The sequence below is a fragment of the Nocardia sp. NPDC001965 genome, from assembly GCF_053594175.1.
Map to the genome: position 1 here is coordinate 100,318 of NZ_JBSFDZ010000006.1, position 20,889 is coordinate 121,206.

Sequence of the window (20,889 nt, forward strand, 5' to 3'; positions counted from 1 at the left end):
CCAACACACGCGCGGCACCGCACAGCGGTCCGCCGAGACGAGCACCGCAGTGGGGTGGGTCGCACCACGCCTACAGCACCGACACACGGTCGAACAGGAGGTGGAGCGCCGTGCAGGGATTGATCTTGCAGCTGACCCGTGCCGGGTTCCTCCTGCTGCTGTGGCTGTTCGTGTGGGCAATCCTGCGTACCCTCCGCAGTGATATCTACGCGGCCTCGGGCAAACGACTCCAGACCCGGGGACCTCGTGGTTCCGCGGTGCTGCCGTCCATGCGCCGAGGCCAGAAGGGCGCCAAATATCTTGTGGTGACTCAAGGTTCTCTCGCCGGTACCCGCATAACGCTCGGTACCCAACCGGTGCTGATCGGCCGTGCGGATGATTCCACGCTGGTGCTCACCGATGACTATGCCTCCACCCGGCATGCCCGGCTCTCCCTACGCGGTGACGACTGGTATGTCGAAGACCTCGGCTCGACCAACGGTACCTACCTCGATCGGGCCAAAGTCACCACCGCAGTCCGCGTTCCGCTCGGCACTCCTGTCCGGGTCGGCAAGACAGTGATCGAGCTCCGATCGTGACACTTGTTCTCCGCTACGCAGCGCGCAGCGACCGCGGCCTCGTCCGCGCCAACAATGAAGATTCCGTCTACGCCGGCGCCCGCCTGCTCGCCCTAGCCGACGGCATGGGTGGCCACGCGGCCGGCGAAGTGGCGTCGCAACTGATGATCGCCGCCCTGGCTCATCTCGATGACGACGAACCCGGCGAGGATCTCCTCGGCAAACTGAACCGGGCCACCCACGCCGGTAACGCCGCCATCGCCGAACAGGTCGAGGAAGAACCCGAACTCGACGGTATGGGCACCACGCTCACCGCCATCCTGTTCGCGGGCAAGAAGCTCGGCATGGTCCACATCGGTGACTCCCGTGCCTACATGCTGCGTGACAGCGAACTGGCCCAGATCACCCGCGACGACACCTTCGTCCAGTCGCTGGTCGACGAAGGCCGGATCACCGCGGAACAGGCTCATACCCATCCGCAGCGGTCGCTGATCATGCGCGCGCTCACGGGCAACGAGATCGAGCCGACGCTGGTGATGCGCGAGGCCCGGGCCGGGGACCGCTACCTGCTGTGCTCGGACGGCCTGTCCGACGTCGTCAGTGACGAGACCATCGCGAACACCATGCGCGAGGGCAGCACCGACGAATGCGCCGATCGGCTCATCGAGCTCGCCCTGCGCAGCGGCGGGCCCGACAACGTCACCGTCGTCGTCGCCGATGTCATCGATCTCGACTACGGGCAGAGCCATCCGATCGTCGCGGGCGCCGCCTCCGGTGAGGCGGAGAACAATCCGCCACCGAACACCGCGGCCGGCCGCGCCGCGGCCATGCGCCCACCGGCCGCCGCCCCGCGGCGCGCCGCGGGCGAGCCCGAGCCGCAGCCGAAGAAGTCGCACAAGCTCCGCTGGCTGTTGCTGGCGGTCGCCCTCGTCCTCGCGGTAGTGGTCGGTCTCGCCGTCGGATACAAGATGATCCGGACCAACTATTACGTCGGTGCGGACAACGACAGTGTCGTGGTCATGCAGGGCCTGCCCGGATCGATCCTCGGCTACTCCATCCACGAGGTGAACCTCGTCGGCTGCGTCACCACCAAGGGCGAGCTGAGTCTCGTCGAGAACGGTGCCACAATGCCGCAGGGCTGCCGAGTCCTGAAGGTCAGCGATCTGGAGCAGACCGGCCGCGACCAGGTCGAGCGCGGGCTGCCGCCCGGCACGCTGGACAAGGCCCGCGAGCAGATGGCCGTCCTGGCCGACCGGGAACTGCTGCCGGTGTGCAAGAAGAACGCCTCGGCCGCCCAGCCGGGCGTGGTAACCACCACCCCCGCACCGGCACCGGCACCGGCACCGGCTGCGCCGAGCCCCACCGAAGCGGCCCCGCCCGCGGTGGCCCAGCCGCCCGCGCCCGGCACCAATGGTGAGAACCCGGCGCCGCCCGCACCCCCGACCACCACCGTTCCGGCTCCGACGACCACCGCTCAGCCCCAGATCGCGGGGGAGAACTGCCGGGTGACGGACTGATGTCCGCACCGGCACCGCCGTCCGCCGGGGCTTTTCCGAGCCCCCCGGGCGGTTTCGCTCCGGCGCCGTCGCCGACGACCCGGCGCAATACCGAGTTGGTGCTGCTCGGATTCGCGGCACTGATCACCACTGCCGCATTGGCACTGGTGGAAGCGAGCCAGGAAGAATCGCTGACCTGGGATATCGCGAAACTCGGACTGGCCTATCTCGGTCTCTTCGCCGTCGCGCACCTCGTGGTGCGCCGCTTCGCGCCCTATACCGATCCCCTGCTGCTGCCCATCGTGGCGCTGCTCAACGGCATCGGCCTGGTGCTGATCCATCGGCTCGATCTGGCCGATCAGCAGACCGCCGCCTACAACTCCTGGGATATCCCCTCCCCCGACGCGAACAGCCAGATCCTGTGGACCGCGCTGGGGATCATCCTGTTCGTCGTCATCCTGGTGGTGCTGCGCGACTACCGCACGCTGGCCAAATACGCCTACACCCTCGGTCTCGTCGGGTTGGTCGCCCTCGCGATCCCGGCGATCCTGCCCGGTTCACTCTCCGAGGTCAACGGCGCCAAGATCTGGATCAGGTTGCCCGGACTCAGCCTGCAGCCCGGCGAGTTCGCGAAGATCCTGCTGATCATCTTCTTCGCCTCGGTCCTCGTCTCGAAACGTGAACTCTTCACCGCGGCCGGCCGGCACTTCCTCGGTATGGAATTCCCGCGCGCCCGCGATATGGGGCCGATCCTGGCCGTGTGGATCGTCTGCATCGGCGTCCTGGTCTTCGAGAAGGACCTGGGCACCTCCCTGCTGATCTTCAGCACCGTGCTGGTGATGCTCTACATCGCCACCGAGCGGGTCGGCTGGCTGCTGATCGGCGGTGGGCTGCTCGCCCTCGGTTTCGTTTTCGCCTACCAGATGTTCGGGCACGTCCGCGTACGCGTGGAGACCTGGCTGCACCCGTTCGACGACTACAACAACACCGGCTATCAGATCGTGCAGTCACTGTTCGGCCTGGCGACCGGCGGTCTGGCGGGCACCGGTCTGGGGGCCGGACGGCCGTCGCAGGTGCCGTTCGCCAAAACCGACTTCATCGTGACGACCATCGGTGAAGAACTGGGTCTCATCGGGCTGACCGCGATCCTGATCCTGTTCCTGGTCCTGGTCCTGCGGGGCATGCGCACCGCGCTGGCGATCCGGGACAGTTTCGGCAAGCTGCTCGCCGCCGGACTGTCCTTCACCATCGCCATCCAGGTCTTCGTGGTGGTGGGCGGCGTGACCAAGCTGATTCCGCTCACCGGCCTCACCACACCCTTCGTCTCCTACGGTGGTTCCTCGCTGCTGGCGAACTATGTGCTGATCGCCCTGCTGATCAAGATCTCCGACGCGGCCCGCGAGCCCGCGCCGGCGCGCCGCCGGGAACCGGCTCCCGCGCCACTGGCCGAAGCCCAGACAGTGATGGTGTCACGGCGGCAAGGAGGTCTTCCGCGTTGAACACACCATTACGCCGGGTGGCCATGGCGGTGATGGCGATGATCGTCGCGCTCCTGCTCAACGCTACCTACGTGCAGGTCATCAAGGCCGACGACTACCGGGCGGATCCGCGCAACTCACGGGTGCTGCTCGACGAGTACTCCCGCCAGCGCGGCCAGATCTCCGCCGGCGGAGCAGTGCTGGCCAGTTCGGTATCCACCGACGACCGCTACAAGTACCTGCGCGTCTACCCCACCGATCCGCAGGCCTACGCGCCGGTGACCGGGTTCTACTCCATGCAGTACGGCAGCACCGGACTGGAGCGGGCCGAGGATCCGGTACTCAACGGCTCGGACGGACAGTTGTTCGGTAGCCGCCTGATCGATCTGATCTCCGGTCGCGACCCCCGCGGTGGCAATGTCGTCACCACGATCGACCCGGCTATGCAGCAGGTCGCCTACAACGAACTCACCAGCAAGGGCTACACCGGCTCGGTGGTGGCGATCGAGCCCAGCACCGGCAAGATCCTGACCATGGTGTCCACCCCCAGCTACGATCCGAACCTGTTGTCCGGGCACGACGGTGCCCAGGGCACTCAGGCCTGGGAGGATCTGAGCGCGGACGAGAACCAGCCCATGATCAACCGGGCGATCTCGCAGACCTACCCGCCCGGGTCCACCTTCAAGGTGGTCGTCACGGCGGCCGCGTTGTCGAACGGGAAAGCGAATCCGCAGTCCCAGTTCACCGCGGCGCCCAACATCACCCTGCCGGGCACCAGCACGACCCTGGAGAATTACAACGGCTCCACCTGCGGCTCCGGCGCCACCGCCAGCCTCTACGAGGCGTTCCGGCGTTCGTGCAACACCGCGTTCGTGGAACTCGGGGTCGATGTGGGAGCGGCGGCGCTGGAAGACGAGGCCGCCGCGTTCGGAATCGGACCGCACCGCGGGATCCCGATGCCGGTCGCCGAAAGCACCGTGGGCAATATCCCGGACAACGCCGCGCTCGCGCAGAGCAGCATCGGTCAACGTGATGTCGCGCTCACCCCGCTCGACAATGCCGTTATCGCCGCTACCGTGGCCAACGGCGGTGTCCGGATGGAGCCCTACCTCGTAGACCAGTTGCAGAACCCGGACTTGAGCGAACTGTCCACCACCGAGCCGGTCTCGGTCGGTCAGGCAGTGAGCGCCGAGGTAGCGTCTACCCTGACCGACCTGATGGTCGCCTCGGAGGAGAACACCGCGGGCAGCGGCGGAACGTCGTATCGGATCGCGTCGAAGACCGGAACGGCCGAACACGGCGCCGATCCACGGAATACACCACCGCATGCCTGGTACATAGCCTTCGCCCCCGCCGAGAACCCGAAGATCGCCATCGCGGTCATCGTGGAGAACGGCGGTGATCGGGCGCTGGCGGCAACAGGTGGGTCGGTCGCCGCGCCGGTCGCCCGGGCGGTGCTGGACGCAGGTCTGCGAGGTCGCTGAACGAGATGGATGTGCGAGTGAATCTGCGGGGAACCCGATGCTGACAAACGGCGCGATGATCGCGGACCGCTACCGGCTGCAGCGACTTATCGCCACCGGTGGGATGGGCCAGGTCTGGGAAGCCCTGGACACCCGGCTGGATCGCCGGGTGGCGGTCAAGGTCCTCAAGTCCGAGTTCTCGGCGGATCCGACCTTCCGGCACCGGTTCCGCACCGAGGCCAAGACCACCGCGATCCTGAACCATTCCGGGATCGCGGGTATCTACGACTACGGCGAAACCTACGATCCCCAGGGTGGCGAGACGGCCTACCTGGTGATGGAGCTGGTCCAGGGAGAACCGCTCAACACCGTGCTGAACCGGCTCGGCCGCCTGTCGGTGGCCCAGGGCCTGGACATGCTGGAGCAGACCGGCCGCGCACTACAGGTGGCACATCTGGCCGGTGTGGTGCACCGCGATGTGAAACCGGGAAATATCCTGGTCACCCCCACCGGACAAGTGAAGATCACCGATTTCGGTATCGCCAAGGCGGTGGACGCCTCGCCGGTGACCAAGACCGGCATGGTGATGGGAACGGCGCAGTACATCGCGCCCGAGCAGGCGGTCGGTGAGGACGCCACCGCGGCCAGCGATGTGTATTCCCTCGGTGTCGTCGGATACGAGGCGCTGGCGGGCCAGCGGCCGTTCACCGGTGACGGCGCGCTGACCGTGGCGATGAAGCATGTCCGCGACGTGCCCCCGCCGATGCCCACCGATCTACCGCCCAACGTGCGGGAACTGGTCGAGATAACGCTGGCCAAGGATCCGTCCCATCGGTACGCCGACGGCGGCGAATTCGCCGATGCGGTCGCCGCGGTACGCTCCGGCCGCCGCCCGCCCCCGCCCCGCAACCTCGCCGCAGCCGGGCCCACCAGTGTGATCGCGGCGCCGCTTCCGGGTTATGACGAAACCGCGACCGTGCAGTACAACACGCCACCTGCCGCTATGGCTGCCGGGCCGGCCACCTCGATGGACCGCGGCGTGAACGATCCCGGCGACGACGGGTACCGCGACGGTGCGGGTGGAGTTCTCAACAAGAACCAGAAGTGGATGATCGCGCTGGGCATCGGCGCGCTGCTGCTCGGTGGTGCCGTGCTGTGGCTGTTGTTCGGTGGTGACACCAACCCGGACGGAACCGTGCCGGCCGGCACGTCGTCCACGGCCCCCACCACCCGTCAGCTACCGCCGCCGGTCACCACCACCTACGAGGTGACCGAACCCCCGGTCTGGACGCCGACCCCGGAGAACACCACCACTCCGCCGCCGGTCACCACGACCACGCAGCCGCCGTCGACCACCACGACCACGCAGCCGCCGACCACGACATCGGCCGCTCCGAGCACCACCGAGACGACGGCCAGCGAAGAGACCACCGACGAGGAAGAGGAGACCACCACGCGTCGCCGCCCGCCGGTCCCGACGATCGACATCCCCTTCCCGGGGGACCACATCAGCAACGGTGCGCCGGCCCATAATCCGCAAGGACAACCATGACGACCCCGAAGAATCTCTCCTCTCGCTACGAGCTGGGCGAGATCATCGGGTTCGGCGGCATGTCCGAGGTCCACAAAGCGCGCGATCTACGACTCAACCGCGATGTGGCGATCAAGGTGCTGCGCGCCGACCTGGCCCGGGATCCCACGTTCTATCTGCGCTTCAAGCGTGAGGCGCAGAATGCCGCGGCCTTGAACCATCCGGCGATCGTCGCGGTATACGACACGGGTGAGGCCGAGATCGACGGCGGTCCGCTGCCGTTCATCGTGATGGAGTACGTGGACGGCGATACGTTGCGCGATATCGTGCGCAACGAAGGCCCGATCGCGCCCCGGCGCGCGATGGAGGTCATCGCCGATGTGTGCGCCGCACTCGATTTCAGCCACAAGGCCGGGATCGTGCACCGCGATATGAAGCCCGCCAACATCATGATCAACCGTGCGGGCGCGGTGAAGGTCATGGATTTCGGTATCGCACGCGCGATCGCCGATGCCGCCAACCCGATGACCGCCACCGCGGCCGTGATCGGCACGGCGCAGTATCTGTCGCCGGAGCAAGCGCGCGGCGAGACCGTGGATGCCCGATCGGATGTGTACTCGGTCGGCTGCGTGCTGTTCGAAATCCTCACCGGGCAGCCCCCTTTCACGGGTGATTCGCCGGTGGCGGTCGCCTATCAGCACGTCCGGGAAGATCCCCGCCTGCCCTCGCTCGTCTACGAGGGGGTGCCGCGGGAGCTGGATTCGGTCGTGCTCGAGGCCATGGCCAAGAATCCGGCGAACCGCTACCAGAGCGCCGCGGAGATGCGGGCGGATCTGATCCGGGTACTGGGTGGCCAGAAACCCGGCGCGCCCATGGTGATGACCGACGAGGACCGCACCACCATGCTCGGTCCCGCGGACGGCGCCGGTCGCGGGTATCGCCGGGGTGACGAAGACGACGGTTACGACGACTACGGAGACGGTTCCGGGGGGTCCTCCCGCCGGAACGCCTATATCGCGGCCGGTGTGGTCGCCGCGTTGGTGGCGGCGTTCGGGCTTTTCTGGATGCTCATCGGTCCCGGTAGCCGACCCGACCAGGTGGCCGTCCCGGATCTGTCGAACACCACCGCGAGCGAGGCCGAGCAAAAACTCGATTCGCTCGGTTTCGATGTCGCGATCCAGGAGAAGCCCGACGGCAAGATCAGTGCGGGCAATGTGATCACTACCCAGCCGTTGGGCGGCTCGCGAGCCGATGAGGGCAGCACCATCACCGTGCATGTGTCCACCGGACCGCAGCAGGTGCCGGTTCCCAAGCTCGCCGGCTTCTCGCAGCAGGATGCCGAACAGGAACTCAACAACGTCGGTCTGCAAGCCAACCCCGAGGTCAAGCAGGAACCGTCCAGTGCACAGGACAAGGACAAGGTGATCGGTCAGGATCCCTCGCCCGGGATTGAGATGGACGCGGGCAGTCAGATCACCCTGACCATCGGTACCGGTCCCAAGCAGATCCGGGTTTCGGATGTGGTCGGCCAGCTGATCGACGTGGCGCAGCCGAATCTGGAGGGTGCCGGATTCAAGATCGTGGTCGAGCAGGTCCAGTCCGCCCGGCCGCGTGGCGAGGTGCTGTCGACCAGCCCGTCGGGTGGTTCGACCGCCGACGAAGGTTCCACCGTGACGGTCCAGGTGGCACAGAGCGATCGCATCTCGATGCCGAACCTGGTCGGTCTGACGGCTGCCGAGGTGGTGGACAAACTGCGCGAAAGCGGCTGGCAGGGCAGCGTGAACCAGGTCCGGCAGATCACCCAGATCACGCTGAACTCCGATCAGGCGGGCAAGGTACTCAGCCAGCAACCTTCCGCCGGGACCACGGTGCCGTCGTCGACGACGGTGACGGTGAACACCGGCGTACTTCCGCTGGGACCACCCTGATCCACCGCCGGGTGCACCCCGGCGAGCCGGACAACCGGAACCGGGCGGCCGTGAAGGCCGCCCGGTTTCTCGTTCGTCAGACGGCCAGCGAAGCCACCTCGGACTCCAGCAGCTGCACGAGCCCTTCCTCGGGCCGCGCGCCGCAAACCTCCAGCCAGTTGGCCAGCATCCGGTGACCGCCCTGGGTGAGTACCGATTCCGGATGGAACTGCACCCCGTGGATCGGCAGCTCGCGGTGGCGCAGCGCCATCACGATCCCGGTCTCGGTGCGGCCGATGACATCGAATTCGGGCGGCAGCGTTTTCTCCACGACGGTCAGCGAGTGGTAGCGGGTCGCGGTGAACGGATCGGGTAGTCCGGCCAGGACCCCGGTGCCGATATGGAACACCGAGCTGGTCTTACCGTGCAGCAGCTCCGGGGCCCGGGTCACCGTGGCGCCGAACGCCGCGCCGATGGCCTGGTGTCCGAGACATACGCCCAGCAGCGGGGTGCCGTGGTCGGCGCAGGCACGCACCAGGTCGATGCTGGCGCCGGCACGTTCGGGGGTGCCGGGGCCGGGGCTGATCAGTATTCCGTCGAAATCACCGGCCACGGCACCTGGATCGGCCAGTTCGGGGTCGTCGTTGCGCCAGACCACTGCCTCGACGCCCAGCTGGCCGAGGTACTGCACCAGGTTGAACACGAAGCTGTCGTAGTTGTCGACGACCAGTACACGCATGCCCAAAGATTACGTGTTCGCCCGCCGGAGCACCCGGCCCGGCCCGCGATGGCGGTATGCGCGCCCCGACCTGCCCGGGACATGCGGTTCGGCCGCTGGGCATCACACCGATTACCTGGTGGGATAGCCTTGGAGCACGACCTGCACGCTGAACACGAGGACATCATGCCCAAGTCGAAGGTCCGGAAGAAGACCGACTACACGATCAACCCCGCCAGCCGTACGCCGGTGAAGGTGAAGGCTGTCGGTCCATCGCCTGTCTGGTACGTCACCATCATGCTCGGCTTCATGCTCGCGGGGCTGGTGTGGCTGCTGGTCTACTACCTCGCGGCCGATCAGATCAGCTGGATGAGCAACCTCAATGCCTGGAACTTCCTGATCGGATTCGGGCTGATGGTGGTCGGTTTGATCATGACCATGCGGTGGCGCTAGCGGCATTGCACCCGGGATTACACCGGTGTAATTAATGCACACCTGTGGATAACCCTGTGGATAACTCTCCATACGGAATGGGAGGACACCGCGTGCAGCCCGAGGGCACCGAACCGCGTCTTGCCTGGACAACACCCATGCCGGCGTTGATCGCCGCAGCCGGGGGTGGAGTGGTTCTGGCCGTCGCGGCAGTACTGACGACCGAGGTCCCCGGTAAATTCCTGCTGGGTGTTGCCGCTCTGGTTCTCGTCGGGCTCGCGGCGCTCGGACTGCGGCAGCGGCCAAGACTGGCCGTAGTGCCCGGCGATAATCCGATGTTGGTACTGCGCACGCTCACCGGTGTCACCGAATACACCCGTGACCAGATCCTGCGGGCCCGAGTGGTGGGCTACCGCCGGCTCGGCCGGAAATCGCCGATGCTGGAGATCGACGTCGATCATCTCGGAACCGAACGACTACTGATCTTCGGACGCTGGGATCTGGGTACGAGCCCCGAGGATGTCTACGACACCCTGCGCACCCAACTGCGGTTGCGCGGAAGCTCCGCACACTGATCGGTCCCGGTCCGGCCGGAGTCCGGATGCGCGTCGGTATGTTTCACGTAGAACACAGGTCCGGCCGACGGCCATCGAAGAACGTCGGGCCGAACGCCACGGCGCAGCTCAGCGCAACGACCCGGCGGCCACCACGATCACCGTCACAGCCACCACGGCCAGCGCCACGAGTGCGACCACACCGACCAGCCGGGCTCGCTCCGGTGTCCGGGCCCGTACCCAAGCGGGCAGGAACATGATCCCGAGGGTGGCCAGTGTGCCCGCGGCGAGACCGCCCAGGTGACCCCACAGCGAGATACCGGGCAACGAGAAGCTGATGAAGACATTGATCGCGATCAGGATCAGCATGTTGTTCGGGTTCTGCCGCAACCGGATCAGGATGACGGTGATCGCGCCGAACAAACCGTAGACCGCACCGGAGGCTCCCGCGGTGAGACTGTTCTGGGCCAGCAGCATCACCGCGGCCGATCCGCCGAGCAGCGAGATGAGGTACACCGCCAGATAGCGAGCGCGGCCGAGCACCAGTTCGATATCGCGACCGACTATGTAGAGCGCGAACATATTGAGCAGCAGATGGATCAGCCCGTAGTGCAGGAACCCGGAACCGACGACTCGGAACCAGTCGCCTCCGGCCACCGCCGGCGGATACATGACCCAATCGACGAACAGCCCCGATCCGCGTTCGTTGCTCATCAGGCTGCGCGACTGCGCCGCGGTGACGGCGTAGACGATGATATTGAGGGCGATCAGGGTGTAGGTGACGAACGGCACCGAACTACGCGCGGCGACCGAGCCCGATACGGTCCGCACCGGCGGGGTGCTGCGCTGATCGGCCCGCAGGCAGTCGACACAGTGCTGACCGACCGACGCCGGACGCAGGCATTCCGGACAGGCCGGCCGACCGCATCTGGTGCAGGACAGTCCGGTCGGCCGGTCGGTGTGGCGGACACAGACCTGGACCGGGGGCGAGGGTTCCTGGGGGTTCACCGCGGGCTCCGCGGCATCGCCGAACTCGTTCCACAGCGCGCTCCCGGCCGGGCCGGGCGTGTCGTACTCACGTGCCCATCGTGCCACGAGCCCGGGCGGCCGGTCGGGCGCCGGTCGCGGGATCGGGCCCGAGGCCGATGCTCTGACCTGCCGATCTGCGTTATCCGCCGGGCTGTGCCAGAGTTGTGCCATGAGCTCGAGGCCACTGCGTCCATCCGGTCGTTCGCGTTATCGGCTGCTGGCTGCCGCCGCGGTGGCGGCGGCAGGCGGTACCGCGTGGCTGGTACGCAGTAAGCGCCCGCAACCGCCGGAACCGGCGCCCGCCCCACCCCGGATCGGTTACACGCGCAACGGGGCCCCGGAAGCTCCGGACGAGTCCGGAACCACCGGTGGATTGACCGTCCTCAGCGACTGACGGTCCTGCGGTACTGCCGCAGGGCCAGCGGTACGAATACGGCCAGGATGATGACCACCCAGATCAATGTGGTCGCCACCGGATGCTGCATGGACCAGGCTGTCGGTCCCTGCGTGGCCGGGACCGCGTTGCCGAACAGTTCGCGTGACGCCTGGGTGAGCGCCGATACCGGATTCCATTCCGCGAACACGCGCAGCGGTGTGGGCAGTTCGTTCATCGGGACGAAGGTGTTCGCCAGGAAGGTCAGCGGGAAGATCACCATGAAGCTGGCGTTGTTGAACACCTCGGGAGTACGAACGATGAGCCCGACGACCGCCATGATCCAGGAGATCGCGTAGGCGAAGAGCAGGAGCAGTGCGTAGGCGAGGATCGCGTCCAGGACCGACCCGCGGATCCGCCAACCGACCACCAGTCCGGTCAGCGACATGACCACGAGGCTGACCACGTTGATCACCACATCGCTGACGGTGCGCCCGATCAGCACCGACGCCGGGGCCATCGGCAGCGAGCGGAAGCGATCGATGATTCCCTTCTGCATATCCTCGGCCAGGCTGAGCCCGGTGAAGGTGGACCCGAACACCACCGTCTGCACGAAGATGCCGGCGATCAGGAATTCGCGGTAGCCGCCCTCCATGCCGGGCACCTTTATCGCGGTGCCGAAGATATAGGCGAACAACAGCACGAACATGATCGGCGAGAGCGTGCTGAAGATCAGCACATCCGGTACTCGCTTTATCTTGATCACATTGCGCTTGGTGACGGTCAGGCTGTCGCTGAGCACCATGGACAGCCGGTCGACAAGGGTGGGGTTCTCCCCGATATCGCCGACGGTGGCCAGCGCGGTCATCTGCTCTTCCCTTCCAATGCTTCGACTGCTTCCATCGCACGCAAGGCGCCGGCATCTCCGCCGGTTCCGCCCGGACCCTGCGGCCGCCCGGCGCCGCCGGACTGTCCGTCCTGCTCGTACTCGCCGCCGCCCGCCGCGGATTCCTCGGCCTCGTGCCCGGTGAGAGTGAGGAACACATCGTCCAGCGACGGCCGACGCAGGCCCACGTCCTGGATCTTCACCCCTTCGTCGGTCAGCCGGCCGATGGCGGCGACCAACGCCTGGGAACCGTCGCTCACCGGAACCACCAGCCGCCGCAACCCCGGTTCGAGATGGATATCGCCGTCGGCCAGCGGTGTCAGCACCTGCTGCGCCAACGCCAGATTGTCGACATGATCGACGGTCAACTCGATCCGGTCGCCGCCGACCGTGCTCTTGAGTTCGTCGGCGGTACCGCGAGCGATCACCTGTCCCCGGTCGATCACCGCGATGGCGTCGGCGAGGCGGTCGGCCTCTTCCATGTACTGGGTCGTCAGCAGCAGGGTGGTGCCTCCTGCGACGAGCTCTTCGATAACGTCCCACAGGTCGAGCCGGGCGCGGGGATCGAGGCCTGTGGTGGGTTCGTCCAGGAACAGCACCGGCGGATTGGCCACCAATGCCCCGGCCAGGTCGAGCCGTCGGCGCATACCACCGGAGTAGCCGCGGACCGGGCGGTCGGCGGCATCGCTGAGGCGGAACCTGTCCAGCAGCTCGCGGGCGCGTTCCTTACTTCGCCGCGTACCCATGTGGTACAGCCGCCCGACCATCTCCAGGTTCTCGAAACCGGTGAGGTATTCGTCGACCGCGGCGTACTGGCCCGAGGCACCGATCCGGGATCGTAGTGCCCGGGGACGGGCGAGCACATCTATCCCGGCGACCGTGGCGCGGCCGGCATCGGGCACCAGCAGTGTGGTGAGCACTCGCACGGTGGTGGTCTTACCGGCTCCATTGGGTCCCAGCAGTGCGGTGACCGTGCCCTCGGGCACGGTCAGGTCGAGGCCGTCGAGTGCGCGTACCCGGCGGCCGTAATGCTTGACGAGACCCTCGGCGACTATTGCGTCGGGCATGGTTCTCCTGATTCGGGTATGTGACGAGGACGAGTCGTATATCGCCGGCAGCGGATCTGCCACCGACCTGGAGCGCTTCGGCAATCGGGCCGACACTGTGCAGTTCGGGCCGACTCTGTGCAGTATCGTCGCGGCCTCCGACGTTTTCATCCGATTTATCCGGTTCTTCGGCGACCTCCCCGCTCCAGTGCGGGCCGCACCCCGCCCCGGCTGTGCTCGGGGTAGCCGGGGCGAGATGCGACGGCCTCCATGGTCGTCGCCACCGGCCGCCGAATCGTGCGTAGCGCACTACTCGATTCGGTATCCGGCCTCGATCGACCCGGTGCCGGAGCACGACAGTGAGAGTGGCCGTGCGCATGCTCACAGTGCACAGCGGCATAGTGACAGCAGGGTCCGACAAGTGGGCACGGTAGCGCCGCGCAACATGTTCCGGGACGACCCACGCAAACACTTGTTCCGCTAGGCGGAATACACCGGTCCAATTGGTTGATTCAATTGTCCGGCAACGGATTCGAAGCATCACCCGAACGGGTTTCCGGCCTGTTCAGGACACTGTGATCCGTACCGAGAAAAGTTCGAAACTCTTGGGCCCCTTGTGCGCGTAAATTCCGGATATCGCGTAGGATCGTTTGCGTCGGCCCCTCCCCCCCGGGCCGACCTTACGCGGGCCTCGGCTAACTCCCCCCCTTCGCCGAGGCCCGCTCTCATATCCGGATTCCGTAGCTCCCGCCCGGCCGATCCCGCCTCCACAATTCACCGAGCTGTTCCGCTGCGCGGATACCACCTCGATTCGGCAATCGCAGTACATCCCCGGATACCTCCCCAAGCCATGGCCGCACCCTCGGTCGCTCACGCAATGATGAGAGATTTGGAGTATCATCGTCTCATCAGATCGATGCAGTAGATCAAGGGAGATCCGCATGACCGCGTCCGTCGCAGCCATCGATACGCACGCTCCGGCGCAGCGTCGTCCATTCGGTCCCGGCACCCGGACCTGGGAAGAAACCGGCCTGATCACCTTCTCTCTCACCGCGGGCTCGGCCTTCCTCCTGCAGACCATGGAGCCGACGATCTCCGCGGTGGTCGACGCCCACTCCACTTTCCGCACCGACCCGGTCGGCCGGGCGGTGCGCAGTCTGTCGGCGGTGATGATGTGGACCTACGGCGGCGAGGAGTCGCTCGGCGAGACCGACCGGCTACGCAAGATGCACGCCACGCTCAACACCACCGATGCCGAGGGTGTCCGGCATACGGCGCTGTCCAGCGGCCCGTGGGCCTGGGTACTGCACACCGGTACATTCGCGTTCTCCGAGAACGCGAAATATTTCTCGAAGCGGCCGCTCACCGCCGCCGAGAAAGAGGACTACTACCGCGAAGCCCTGCAGCTGCTGCGCAATTTCTCGGTGCCCCCCAAGGAACTCCCGGCCACCTACGCCGATTTCGAGAAGTTCTTCACCGATCAGGTCGAGAACCACCTGCAGGCCACACAGACCGCCAAGGACTATCTGAAGGTCATCCGGACCGTCGCACCGCCCGCTCAACTGCCGCGGGCCCTGCACCCACTGTGGCGCGCAGTGAGCGATCCGTTCGGCCGTATGCAGTATTTCGTCACCGTGGGCACCACCCCGGAGGCCGCCCGCAAGAAGCTGGGTCTCACCTGGAGCGAATCCGACGAACGCAAACTGCGGATCCTCGGCTGGATCCTCGCGCGCCTGGTCCCGCTGCTGCCGGAACGGGTGCGCTACTTCCCCATCGCCTACGAGGCCCGCCGGCTGGAGCGCGACAAGGCCCGGCTGCGCAAGGTCATCGACGTACGACCGCTCTGAACAACGGTGCCGGCCCCGGATCCCTGGGATCCGGGGCCGATCTTCGCGTGGATACACTCGGCCGGAGGCGAGAGGAGTGATCATGACCGGGGCGATTTCGATTCCCAGTTACGACCAGGTCGCGGCACTGCCCCGGGAACTGGGCCCGCTCACCGTCCCCGAGACCTTCCGCGACGAGAACGACCATATGAACATCGCGCACTATTTCGATCTGTGTGTATCGGCCACGACGCGAGTCTTCGATCGGGTCGGCATCACCGACGAATACCGCACCGCCCGCAATGCCGGTTTCTTCACCGGCGAGCACCACATTCGGTACTACGCGGAAACCCGGATCGGCGAAGAGATCTCGGTGTACGTACGCGGAGTGGACCGTTCCGACAAGGTCGTACACGCCATGGCGCTGCTGGTCAACGACACCACCCGGCGGCTCAGCTGCACCCTCGAGATCACCGCCGTCCACGTCGATCTGCGCAGCCGCCGGGCCACCGCGTTCGCCGCCGATATCGTGGCCGCGCTCGACCGCGAACTGGCGCCGGCGGCCGTGGGCTGGCCGGCGCCGATCTGTGGCGCGATGGGAGTCCGGCGCTAGCGCGTGACGTGGTCACCACCCGAGGCGGCCTCGGGTAGCACGGCCCCGGCCTCGGGCCGAACCGTCACCGCCTCGTGACCGCGCGGCCGGGAGGTGCTGACGAACAGCACCGGCTGGCCCGCGTGCAAGGTGCGATAGCCGTCTGTCTCTATGCACCGGTATTCGACGAACACCTGATCGGTTCCGTCGTCGGGTTTGATATAGCCGAAGCCCTTCTCCGAGTCGAACCAGAACACTCGCCCGCGTCTCCAGTCCGATCCGTCGATCCCGGGCCCGCCGTATTCCGAAGCAGGCATTACCAGGTCTTCTCCGCTCGTTCCGTCAGGGTCGACACCACCAAAGCTACGCCCCGGCACCGCGAACGTCACGGTCGCATCGGTTCGGTACCGGGATACTACTGTCGCCTACCGTGACCGAATCCTGTTTTCTCGCTCGAACCCGCGCCGGTTACGACGCGATCGCGACTGCCTACGCCGAACACGCCGAGGGCGAGATGGCGAAGAGGTTCTGGGACCGTGCGGTTCTCACCGCGTTCGCCGAATCCGTCGGGGACGGCGGGCTCGTGGCCGATATCGGATGTGGACCGGGTCGTATCGCGGGGTTCCTGGCGGCACAGCGAACCCGGGTCCACGGGATCGATCTGTCCCCGGAGATGGTGGCGGTCGCGCGGAAAAGGTTCCCGGAGATCGACTTCGAGGTGGGATCGATGACCGCACTCGATATCGCCGATGGCGCCCGGGCCGGGCTGGTGGCCTGGTACTCGCTCATCCACATTCCGCCGCCGGAGCGAGGCGGCGTGCTCGCCGAATTCCGCCGGGTGCTGCGCCCCGGCGGCAAACTGCTGCTGGCGTTCCAAGTCGGCACCGACATCCTGCACCTGGACGAGGGGTACGGACACACCGTGTCGCTGGATTTCCATCGGTTCTCGATCGATGAACTGGCGAGCGCGCTCGAAGCACAGGGGTTCACAACCGATCTGCGGATAGAGCGCCGGGCCGAGGACGGGGAGCGGGCGCCGCAGGGGTATCTCATGATGACGCGCTCGAGTTGACAGGTTCGAGCGATCTATCGAAATGATGGCTTTCGGTAGATTTTCGATAGGCATCAAAGTGATAGTCCGGCGCCCGAGATCCCGCGAACAGCCCGCCCGCTCTGCGCATCGAAATGAGAATTGACGCGATCATTTCGATAGGTAACGCTGGTCAGGTGGTGATCAAGAAGAACCCGCTGGGCCCCTCGGGCGATACTGTGCGCGCGAATGTCCTCCGGTACCGCAACCGGATGAACCTCGGCTACGCCGATCTCGCGCGCAGGCTCGAGGCGCTGGGCCGGCCGATCCCGGTGCTCGGCCTGTCCCGGATCGAGCGGGGCGAGCGCCGCGTCGATATCGACGATCTGATGGCCCTCGCCGTCGCCCTGGGCGTCTCCCCGACCAGTCTGCTGCTCCCCGACTCCGCCGGCGCCGAGGATATCGTCACCGCCACCTGCATCGAGGGCACAGCCGCCGATCTGCTCGGCTGGCTGCGGTTGCACACCCCGTCGGCGCATATCGGGAAACCGGCCGGCGAACGCAACGTTCGCGATGCCATCCGGTTCATCGCCGACGCCCGTCCCCGCTGGGATATCGAGGGTCTGACCCTGGACAAACTCCCGGGCGTCGGCCATCAGGAATACGCGGAGGAAATCGCCGAGCGGGCCCGGCAGGCGAATCCCGACCCGGGCCGCGGCGCGTAGCGGGCCGACCGCCCCGGTCTGGTACCGGCTCCGGGGCAGCAGCTGAAACCGCTACGCGGTCAGGATGCTTCGGACCGCATCAGTTCGAAGATCGAGACCGGCTTGCCGGCCGCTTCGCTGGCAGCCCGGGCCCGGCGCCACCATTCCTGCGCGACGCGGGAGAGTGTCGCGTCCACTCCGACCTCCTCGCTGGCGTCGATGATGTGCTGGGCGCCTGCATCCATCATCGCGAACGCCGCGTGGTCACCCCATCCGCCGTTCTTCGCCGCCGCGGCGTATTCGGCCATGAAGAACGGATAGGCCTCGCTGGAACGCTGCGCGTACGGCAGAAACTGGTCGATATCGTGACCCGAACGTTCGATCACGGCCAGGGCCTGGTCGAACGCGAGCATCCACGGATGGAAGGTGATCAACAGCGCCTGGTAGAAAACCTGCGCCAGACCGTCGTCCGCACCGAGGTACTCCTGCGGACTCAGCGGCCGCAGGAGTTCGGCATGTTCCTCGAACACCGCCCGGGGCCCGCTGTAGAACACATACGAGGCCGGATGGGTGATGTTGTCCCCCGCGGACATGAATCCGCCGGAAAGGAATTCGGCCCCGTGGGACCGCACCCAGGCGGCGCCCTCGCGTGCCTTGTCCGGCGAATCCGACGACAGATTCGCGATCACCTTCCCCGGCAACCGGTCCACGGCCTGACCGAGTACGTCGTACATGGCGGCATAGTGGGTCAGGCTGAGCACGATCACCGAGTTGGCGTCGAGCGCTTCGGCCACCGTCGCCGCCCGTTTCGCCCCCAGCGCGACCATCTCGTCCGCCTTCCCGCTGCTGCGATTCCAGACGGTGACCTCTGTACCGGCGGCCAGCAACTCCCGGACCATCGCCCGGCCCATCGGCCCCAGACCGATAACGCTGACCGAACGGCTGCCCTGCTGAGACATACCGATGCCCCTTTCCATAGTGGTTCGGATGGTTTCGGCGCCGGAATCGATACTCGTCGGCGCAGGTAGAGTCGGGAAGAACGCACTTGCGGGTGTGGTTGCTTACCGCGAGGTCCGTAGTGAGGTCGGGAGGACGCAGTGGCCGGTACGAGTGATACGGATCATGAGGTCTGCGGTATGTCGCTGGCCATCGATGTGGTCGGCGGCAAATGGAAATTGCATCTGATGTGGGTCCTCGGCGCGGGCCCGCAGCGGTTCGGGCAGATCCGCCGGACGCTCACTGGTGTCAGCGAAAAGGTCCTCACCGAGAATCTGCGCCAGCTCGAAACGAGCGGCGTCGTGCACCGCGAGATATATCCCGAGATCCCGCCGCGGGTGGAATACTCGCTGACCCCACTCGGCGAAGATCTCGCCACCGCCCTTCGGCCGCTCGAGGAATGGGGCGACCGGCACCGCGATCGCCTCGGCGCCGTGGCCTGCTGACCCACCGGATCAGGCTGTCCGGAATCGATTCCGGTAGTCGGTCGGCGTGGTGCGCAGTGTCCGGCGGAAGGCACGCGCGAGGGTGTCCACACTGTTGAGCCCGCTCATCGTGGCGACCCGGTCCAGGGTGTCGTCGGTGGTCTCCAGCCGGTTACGGGCGACTTCGACGCGGGCGAGTTCGATATAGGCAGCCGGAGTGGTGCCGAGTTCCTGTTTGAAGATGCGGGTCAGCTGCCGTTCGCTGACGTGCATATGCTCCGCCAGCGCCGAAACGGTGAGCGGCCCGGTGACATTCCGGGTGATGTAGTGCCGGATCTCGTCGATACGCCGCGTCGTCGAAACCGGTTCGAGGGGAACGCTGAACTGGCTCTGGCCGCTCGGGCGTTTCAGATACACGACCAGCTGCCGGGCCACACCGAGCGCGGCTTCCTCACCGAAATCATCGGCGACCAGCGCCAGCGTCAGGTCGAGGCAGGCGCTCAGTCCGGCTCCGGTCCAGACGTCGCGGTCCCGGATGAAGATCGGGTCCGGATCGACAGTGACCGCGGGATATTCGGTGGCGAGCTGCCGCGCGGTGGACCAGTGGGTGGTCGCCCGCCGGCCGTCGAGCAGCCCGGCGGCGGCGAGAATATGCGCTCCGACGCATACCGAGGCCACCCGACGGGTATTTCCGGCCAGCTTGCGAACCCATTCGACGACCGCGGGGTCGGCCACCGCCCGGACGCGACGTCGCTCGTCGGCCTCGACAGCGCCGGGAACTACCAGCGTGTCGATGGTTCGGGCGCAGACCTCGGTGAAGGTGATATCGGGCAGTACCCGGACTCCCGCGGAAGTGGTTACCGGATCGAGGGTTTCGGCGGCCAGCACCACGCGGTAGCCGGTGGGTTCGTCCATCTCGCGCTGCAGCAGTGCGAAGACCTCCGGCGGGCCGGTGATATCCAGCAGATCGACCTGCTCGAAGAGCACGATGACGACGAGGCGCTCACGGGTGCTCATATGCTGCGACTCCGATTCGTGGATACTCGGCCGACACCGGGCCATACGTTCTGACTATGTCGTTTTTTGCAGGTTACATGACATTGCCGACATGGACGCGCCGTCGATAGCGTGAAATCACCGCCGCACAGCGGTGACGTTTCTCCCGAAAGGACTCTCATGCCCCGGCAGACCCTGCGCGAAGTCAACGGAATCGACAACACCCCCGCGAAACTCGCCGACGCCACGCTGATCATGGTCGACTACCAGAACACCTACACTTCCGGCGTCATGGAGCTGGAGGGGTGGCGGCCCGCACTGGATGCCGCGGCCGAACTCCTCACCGCGGCGCGCGCGGCCGGTACCACGGTCATCCATATCGTGCACGACGGCGGCACCGGCAGCCCCTACGACCTCGCGGCAGAGAGCGGCCGGATCCATTCCGCGGTCGCCCCGATCGCGGGTGAACAGGTGATCACCAAAGCCGCCCCCAACGCGTTCGTCGGAACCGACCTGGGCGAACGAATCGACGCAACCGGCCGGACCGACGTCGTTGTCGCCGGTTTCATGACCCATATGTGCGTCACCTTCACGACCGAAGGCGCGTTCCTGCGGGGCAACCGGGCGACGGTCGTCGCGGACGCCTGCGCCACGCGCCCGCTGCCGGGGCCGACGGCGGAGGTACCGGCGCACACTCTGCACAACAGCGCCCTGGCGACGATCGCGGACCTCTACGGCGTGGTCGTCGGCTCCGCCGCCGCGCTGAGCTGAGCAGGGCGGCACCGGGCCCGGAAGGTGACGCCCCACCCTGCGGGCGAGCACGTGGGCTTGTCCGAGCCTGGCCGGCGCG

The 20,889-nt window shown here is 66.6% G+C and carries 22 protein-coding genes; 15 read left to right on the forward strand and 7 right to left on the reverse strand.

The window, feature by feature from the left end; genetic code table 11:
- Positions 1–110 precede the first annotated feature (110 nt).
- The 6 genes from ACWCPQ_RS12120 to pknB are packed head-to-tail and all read left to right on the forward strand — an operon-like array spanning position 111 to position 8,453.
- Positions 111–578 (forward strand): FHA domain-containing protein FhaB/FipA, encoded by a 468-nt coding sequence (locus ACWCPQ_RS12120; RefSeq protein WP_030524421.1) that lies wholly within the window; start codon positions 111–113, stop codon positions 576–578.
- Entirely contained in the window at positions 575–2,074 is a 1,500-nt protein-coding gene (locus tag ACWCPQ_RS12125) for a PP2C family protein-serine/threonine phosphatase (RefSeq protein WP_449897544.1), read from the forward strand. Before ACWCPQ_RS12120 ends, ACWCPQ_RS12125 begins: the two co-directional genes overlap by 4 nt.
- Positions 2,074–3,552, forward strand: coding sequence for an FtsW/RodA/SpoVE family cell cycle protein (locus ACWCPQ_RS12130; protein WP_449897547.1), 1,479 nt, complete (start codon positions 2,074–2,076; stop codon positions 3,550–3,552). The genes ACWCPQ_RS12125 and ACWCPQ_RS12130 overlap by 1 nt, the downstream gene beginning before the upstream one ends.
- Positions 3,549–5,015, forward strand: coding sequence for a peptidoglycan D,D-transpeptidase FtsI family protein (locus tag ACWCPQ_RS12135; RefSeq protein WP_449897550.1), 1,467 nt, complete (start codon positions 3,549–3,551; stop codon positions 5,013–5,015). The genes ACWCPQ_RS12130 and ACWCPQ_RS12135 overlap by 4 nt, the downstream gene beginning before the upstream one ends.
- A 37-nt stretch (positions 5,016–5,052) precedes the next feature.
- Entirely contained in the window at positions 5,053–6,546 is a 1,494-nt protein-coding gene (locus tag ACWCPQ_RS12140; RefSeq protein WP_449897553.1) for a serine/threonine-protein kinase, read from the forward strand.
- Positions 6,543–8,453 (forward strand): Stk1 family PASTA domain-containing Ser/Thr kinase, encoded by a 1,911-nt coding sequence (pknB, locus tag ACWCPQ_RS12145; protein ID WP_449897556.1) that lies wholly within the window; start codon positions 6,543–6,545, stop codon positions 8,451–8,453. The genes ACWCPQ_RS12140 and pknB overlap by 4 nt, the downstream gene beginning before the upstream one ends.
- Before the next feature lie 76 nt (positions 8,454–8,529).
- On the opposite strand, the gene ACWCPQ_RS12150 is transcribed toward pknB, so the two are convergent.
- On the reverse strand, positions 8,530–9,171 hold the full coding sequence (locus ACWCPQ_RS12150) for an aminodeoxychorismate/anthranilate synthase component II (RefSeq protein WP_449897558.1): 642 nt from the start codon (positions 9,169–9,171) through the stop codon (positions 8,530–8,532).
- Positions 9,172–9,336: 165 nt separating this feature from the next.
- Between ACWCPQ_RS12150 and crgA the strand changes: the two genes are divergently transcribed.
- Together crgA and ACWCPQ_RS12160 are read left to right on the forward strand one after the other, a co-directional pair.
- Complete coding sequence (gene crgA / locus ACWCPQ_RS12155; RefSeq protein ID WP_063125759.1) at positions 9,337–9,603, forward strand: cell division protein CrgA; 267 nt, start codon at positions 9,337–9,339, stop codon at positions 9,601–9,603.
- 137 nt (positions 9,604–9,740) lie between these two features.
- Positions 9,741–10,157, forward strand: coding sequence for a PH domain-containing protein (locus ACWCPQ_RS12160; protein ID WP_449897873.1), 417 nt, complete (start codon positions 9,741–9,743; stop codon positions 10,155–10,157).
- 108 nt (positions 10,158–10,265) lie between these two features.
- Here the strand turns inward: ACWCPQ_RS12160 and ACWCPQ_RS12165 are convergent, their stop codons facing one another.
- Positions 10,266–11,336, reverse strand: coding sequence for a rhomboid family intramembrane serine protease (locus ACWCPQ_RS12165; protein WP_449897560.1), 1,071 nt, complete (start codon positions 11,334–11,336; stop codon positions 10,266–10,268).
- Here ACWCPQ_RS12165 and ACWCPQ_RS12170 point away from each other — a divergent pair.
- Entirely contained in the window at positions 11,335–11,559 is a 225-nt protein-coding gene (locus tag ACWCPQ_RS12170) for a hypothetical protein (RefSeq protein WP_449897563.1), read from the forward strand. The genes ACWCPQ_RS12165 and ACWCPQ_RS12170 overlap by 2 nt on opposite strands.
- Here the strand turns inward: ACWCPQ_RS12170 and ACWCPQ_RS12175 are convergent.
- Positions 11,549–12,343 (reverse strand): ABC transporter permease, encoded by a 795-nt coding sequence (locus ACWCPQ_RS12175; protein WP_449897875.1) that lies wholly within the window; start codon positions 12,341–12,343, stop codon positions 11,549–11,551. The two genes, ACWCPQ_RS12170 and ACWCPQ_RS12175, sit on opposite strands and share 11 nt — an antisense overlap.
- A 59-nt stretch (positions 12,344–12,402) precedes the next feature.
- Positions 12,403–13,491 carry an ATP-binding cassette domain-containing protein gene (locus ACWCPQ_RS12180; protein ID WP_449897565.1) on the reverse strand — a complete coding sequence of 363 codons (1,089 nt, stop codon included), beginning with the start codon at positions 13,489–13,491 and terminating at the stop codon, positions 12,403–12,405.
- Between the two features lie 920 nt (positions 13,492–14,411).
- On the opposite strand from ACWCPQ_RS12180, the gene ACWCPQ_RS12185 reads away from it, so the two are divergent.
- Both ACWCPQ_RS12185 and ACWCPQ_RS12190 read left to right on the forward strand, forming a co-directional pair.
- Positions 14,412–15,317, forward strand: a complete 906-nt coding sequence (locus tag ACWCPQ_RS12185; protein WP_449897567.1) for an oxygenase MpaB family protein — start codon at positions 14,412–14,414, stop codon at positions 15,315–15,317.
- Between the two features lie 82 nt (positions 15,318–15,399).
- On the forward strand, positions 15,400–15,909 hold the full coding sequence (locus ACWCPQ_RS12190; protein ID WP_449897569.1) for a thioesterase family protein: 510 nt from the start codon (positions 15,400–15,402) through the stop codon (positions 15,907–15,909).
- On the opposite strand, the gene ACWCPQ_RS12195 is transcribed toward ACWCPQ_RS12190, so the two are convergent.
- Entirely contained in the window at positions 15,906–16,277 is a 372-nt protein-coding gene (locus ACWCPQ_RS12195) for a cold-shock protein (RefSeq protein ID WP_449897571.1), read from the reverse strand. The two genes, ACWCPQ_RS12190 and ACWCPQ_RS12195, sit on opposite strands and share 4 nt — an antisense overlap.
- A 41-nt stretch (positions 16,278–16,318) precedes the next feature.
- Between ACWCPQ_RS12195 and ACWCPQ_RS12200 the strand changes: the two genes are divergently transcribed.
- A complete protein-coding gene (locus ACWCPQ_RS12200) occupies positions 16,319–16,960 on the forward strand; it encodes a class I SAM-dependent methyltransferase (protein WP_449897574.1) in 642 nt (213 codons plus the stop codon).
- A gap of 155 nt (positions 16,961–17,115) precedes the next feature.
- Complete coding sequence (locus tag ACWCPQ_RS12205) at positions 17,116–17,643, forward strand: helix-turn-helix domain-containing protein (protein ID WP_449897576.1); 528 nt, start codon at positions 17,116–17,118, stop codon at positions 17,641–17,643.
- A gap of 59 nt (positions 17,644–17,702) precedes the next feature.
- Here the strand turns inward: ACWCPQ_RS12205 and ACWCPQ_RS12210 are convergent, their stop codons facing one another.
- On the reverse strand, positions 17,703–18,581 hold the full coding sequence (locus tag ACWCPQ_RS12210; protein WP_449897578.1) for an NAD(P)-dependent oxidoreductase: 879 nt from the start codon (positions 18,579–18,581) through the stop codon (positions 17,703–17,705).
- Between the two features lie 177 nt (positions 18,582–18,758).
- On the opposite strand from ACWCPQ_RS12210, the gene ACWCPQ_RS12215 reads away from it, so the two are divergent.
- Entirely contained in the window at positions 18,759–19,064 is a 306-nt protein-coding gene (locus tag ACWCPQ_RS12215) for a winged helix-turn-helix transcriptional regulator (protein WP_449897877.1), read from the forward strand.
- 9 nt (positions 19,065–19,073) lie between these two features.
- Here the strand turns inward: ACWCPQ_RS12215 and ACWCPQ_RS12220 are convergent, their stop codons facing one another.
- Complete coding sequence (locus ACWCPQ_RS12220; protein WP_449897580.1) at positions 19,074–20,060, reverse strand: GlxA family transcriptional regulator; 987 nt, start codon at positions 20,058–20,060, stop codon at positions 19,074–19,076.
- Positions 20,061–20,219: 159 nt separating this feature from the next.
- On the opposite strand from ACWCPQ_RS12220, the gene ACWCPQ_RS12225 reads away from it, so the two are divergent.
- Positions 20,220–20,810: a cysteine hydrolase family protein gene (locus ACWCPQ_RS12225; protein WP_449897582.1), complete on the forward strand. Its 591-nt coding sequence runs from the start codon at positions 20,220–20,222 to the stop codon at positions 20,808–20,810.
- The last annotated feature ends 79 nt before the right edge of the window (positions 20,811–20,889 follow it).